Genomic DNA, 3,682 nt, shown 5'->3' with positions numbered 1-3,682 from the left:
GCCCGGCTGTCGTTCGCGGCGCTCGGCAGCGCCGCCGTCGGCCCGACGCTCGGCGGACTGCTCGTCACCGTCGTCGGCTGGCGCGGCATCTTCGCCGTGAACGTGCCCGTCGCCGCCGTCGCGTTCGTCTGCGCCCTCGTCTGGATCCCCGCCGACCCGCCGCGCGGCACTGCCGCCGAACCGGCCCCCAAGCTGGCCCTCGACCCCCTCGGCATCGGCCTGTTCACCACCGCGCTGACCGTGCTGGTCTTCTTCCTCCTCGACCTCGCCCACCCCCTGTGGTGGCTCCTTGCCCCCGTCGCCGTCCTCACCGCCGCGCTGGTGTGGTGGCAACTGCGCTGCCGCACCCCGTTCATCGACGTACGGATGCTCGCCGGCAACGGTCCCCTCGCCCGCACCTACCTCCGCCACGGACTGAGCTACCTGCTCATCTACTGCGTGATGTACGGCTACACCCAGTGGCTGGAGGAGGGGCGCGGCTACTCCTCCGGGCACACCGGGCTGCTCATGCTGCCCATGTCCCTGGCGGCCCTGGTCTGCTCCCTGCTCGGCGCCCGCACGAAGGGCATCCGCGCCCCGCTCACCGTCGCCTGCGTCCTGCTGACCGCCGGCGCGGGCCTGCTCACCCTCGTCTCCGGCGACACCCCTCTCGCGGTCCTGCTCCTCGCCGGCGCCTGCTTCGGGATCCCGCAGGGCCTGATCGGCACCAGCAACCAGGCCGCGGTCCAGGAGTACGCGCCCGCGGCCGACATCGGCGCCGCCGCGGGACTGCAGCGCACCGCCCAGTACATCGGCGCCATCACCGCCTCCAGCCTGATCGCCCTCGCCTACGGGCAGCGTGCCGACGACGGCGGCCTGCACCTGATGGCGGGCGCCTCGGCAGTCCTCGGCGTCCTGCTCGTGGCCGTCACCCTGACGGACCGGGCGCTGGGGCGCGCCGCCCGCTGAACGCAGCGGCCGCGCGAGGCATATCGCGCGCCCGGGGTGGCAGGGGAGAGACATGATCAACCCCGATGAGCAGGACCGACACGGGGCCGCGACGGACGCCGTCCGCCGGGTCGGCATCGCCGCCTCGTTCGACTTCAACCGCCAGGAGGAACTGCGGCGCTGGGTGCCCGACGACGTCGCCTGCCCCGTGGAGCTGACCCCCGCGGTGCCCTTCGACGACAACATCGGCCTCGTCACGCGCCTGAGTCACCCCGCGATTCTGGATGCCCCCGTCGACCGCCTCCTGGCCGACGGGGCCGAGGCGGTCGCCTACCTGTGCGCCGCGTGCAGCTTCGCCCGTGGCGCCCGCGGCGAGCAGGAACTGCGTACGGCCATGCGGGAGCGCGGAGTACCGGCCGCCCTCACCACCAGCGGCGCGGTGACGCTCGCCCTGCGCACGCTGCGTGCCGCACGCGTGGCCGTCGTGCACCCCTATCAGAAGCCGGTCGACGCCCTCTTGCAGAACTACCTGCACGCCGCAGGATTCACGGTCACCTCCCTCACCTCCCTCGGGCTCGGCTCCGTCGAGGAGGCCTACGACGTGACGACGGAACAGGTGCGGGAGGCCGTGTGGGCCGGCGACCACCCCGAGGCCGACGCGGTCTTCGTCAGTTGCAGCGCACTGCCCACCTACGACGCGCTCCCGACGCTGGAGGCTGCGTTGGGCAAGCCCGTGATCAGCGCCAACCAGGTCACCATGTGGGCCCTGCTGCAGTCCGTCGGGTGCTCCACGCGCGCCCCGGGCCGCGGACACCTGGAGACCCTGACCGCCGCGCGGTCGGATCTCGACGGCCTCACCTGAAGGTGTCCGCGCGTCAGGACCCGGCCTTACTCGGCGTCGTGGAAGACGAGGCCGAGCGTGTGGCGGTGGCCGGAGCGGACCGTGCTCACGCCGTGCCGCATCGGACCGTTCGCCCAGCCCCGCACCGAGCGGACCGGCCGGTCGCGGGTGGTGAACACCAGTGCGTGCCCCTGCGACAGGCTCGTGGCGAACCCCCGGGACTGCGCGCGCGGCCGCTGCTCGGTCATCAGGAACTCGCCGCCGCGGTAGTCCACGCCCGGCGCGTCGAGGCCGATCACGACCTGGAGCGGGAACACCAGCTCGCCGTAGAGGTCCCGGTGCAGCGCGTTCCAGTCGCCGGGCCCGTAGCGCAGCAGGATCGGCGTCGGACGCGTCTGGCCCGCCGCGTGGCAGCGTGCCAGCCAGTCGTCGAGGCCGTCCGGCCAGGGCGCGGGCCGGTTCAGGCGCCGCGCCCAGGACCGCGCGATCGGCAGCAGCCGCGGATAGAACGCGGCGCGCAGTTCCTGGACGAGGTCGGGCAGCGGGTGGTCGAAGTAGCGGTACTGGCCCCGGCCGAACCGGTAGCGGGCCATGTCGACGGTCGACCGGAACCGGGCCACGTCGTCGTAGAGCGCGGCGACGGACCGGCACTCGGCGGGGGTGAGCACCGGCCGCGGCGTCAGCGCGCTGCCGAACTCGTCGAGCTCCGCGCCGAGTTCGGCCCAGTCGACGGTGTCCAGCCGGTCCTGCGCCGTTCCTGGTCCGGGGATGGTGGTCATGCTGGTGCGTTCCTCTTTCATCTCAGTGGTGCGTCAAGCCAGGGGGAGCTGCGCGGGCAGGGCCCCTTCGAGGACGAGCAGGGTCTCCTTCGCCGGTACTCCGGCCGCATATCCCTTGAGCGTTCCGTCGGCGCCGATGACGCGGTGGCACGGGCGGACGATCAGCAGCGGATTGCGCCCGATCGCGGCACCGAGCTCACGCACCTGGCCGCGCGGGACCCCGATCCGTGCGGCCAGTGCGCCGTACGTCGTCGTGGTCCCGTACGGGATCTCTTCGAGCGCGCTCCACACCCGGCGCTCGAAGGCGCTGCCGCGCACGGCGAACGCCAGGTCGACATCGGTGCGCCGACCGGCGAAGTACTCGGCCAGCTGCCCGGCGAGCGCCGTGAAGGCCTCCGGCGCGTGCCGTGCGTCCTCGGGCACGCCGGTCCGGCCGCGCTGCCCCGGCAGCGACAGCGACACCAGTGCCGTCCCGCCGGGCGCCTGCGCGGACTCCTCGCCGACGACGGTCATGTCGCCGAGCGGCCCGGGCAGCGTCGCGTACAGGAGGTGAGTCTGCTGAGGGGATGCTCCGAGGGTGGGGCTGTGTGTCTTCATGCCTCCAGGTTCGTCGCGCGCGGGCGAGGGTGCTGGCGGAAATCGGACACGGCATCCGGGTGCGGTAGTGTGACCGGGCCCGCAGAGCCACGAGGGAACGAGGAGGTGAGTCCGATCATCGCTGTGTCAGGTCGGGAGCTCCCTTCTCCTGTCGTACGTTCCGTCCGCGCGCACTGAGCGGGCCGGCGGCCGTCGACTCCCGGGAGCCCCCTCGGCTTCCCGAGAGGTCTCTTCACCCTTCATGTCGGTTTCCCCGCAGCCCCCGTCGCTGCCTTCCCCCGAGCCCGCCGAACTCTCCTGCGACGACCCCGCGTCGGTCGTCACCGTCCTGCGCGAGGCCGGCTGCGTCTTCGCCGAGGACGAGGCGCGCGTCCTGCTGTCCAGCGCCCGCGACGCCGCCGAGCTGACCGCGATGGTCGGGCGCCGCGCCGCGGGCCTGCCCCTGGAACACGTCGTGGGCTGGGCCGCGTTCTGCGGCCGGCGCATCACCGTCGACCCCGGCGTCTTCGTGCCGCGCCGGCGCACCGAGTTCCTCGCC

The 3,682-nt window shown here is 73.4% G+C and carries 4 protein-coding genes and 1 pseudogene; 3 read left to right on the top strand and 2 right to left on the bottom strand.

Translation table 11 applies throughout. From position 1 onward, the window contains the following. A partial coding sequence (locus tag G3I40_RS33720; RefSeq protein ID WP_164558642.1) for an MFS transporter occupies window positions 1–948 on the top strand: 948 nt, incomplete at its 5' end. A 52-nt stretch (window positions 949–1,000) separates the two neighbouring features. Beyond that, on the top strand, window positions 1,001–1,789 hold the full coding sequence (locus tag G3I40_RS33715) for an Asp/Glu racemase (protein WP_164558641.1): 789 nt from the start codon (window positions 1,001–1,003) through the stop codon (window positions 1,787–1,789). A 26-nt stretch (window positions 1,790–1,815) separates the two neighbouring features. Here G3I40_RS33715 and G3I40_RS33710 read toward each other — a convergent pair whose 3' ends face one another. Together G3I40_RS33710 and G3I40_RS33705 are read right to left on the bottom strand one after the other, a co-directional pair. After that, entirely contained in the window at window positions 1,816–2,547 is a 732-nt protein-coding gene (locus G3I40_RS33710) for a 2OG-Fe(II) oxygenase (RefSeq protein WP_164558640.1), read from the bottom strand. Between the two features lie 33 nt (window positions 2,548–2,580). Beyond that, entirely contained in the window at window positions 2,581–3,144 is a 564-nt protein-coding gene (locus G3I40_RS33705; protein WP_164558639.1) for a methylated-DNA--[protein]-cysteine S-methyltransferase, read from the bottom strand. Window positions 3,145–3,385: 241 nt separating this feature from the next. Between G3I40_RS33705 and G3I40_RS33700 the strand changes: the two are divergent. Further along, window positions 3,386–3,682 (top strand): annotated as a pseudogene (locus G3I40_RS33700) (putative protein N(5)-glutamine methyltransferase); the annotation flags it as partial.

Source organism: Streptomyces sp. SID14478 (assembly GCF_010548525.1).
Classification (GTDB): Bacteria; Actinomycetota; Actinomycetes; order Streptomycetales; family Streptomycetaceae; genus Streptomyces.
The sequence above is the reverse complement of the archived record's forward strand: the minus strand, read 5'-3'. Positions and strand labels throughout refer to the sequence as shown.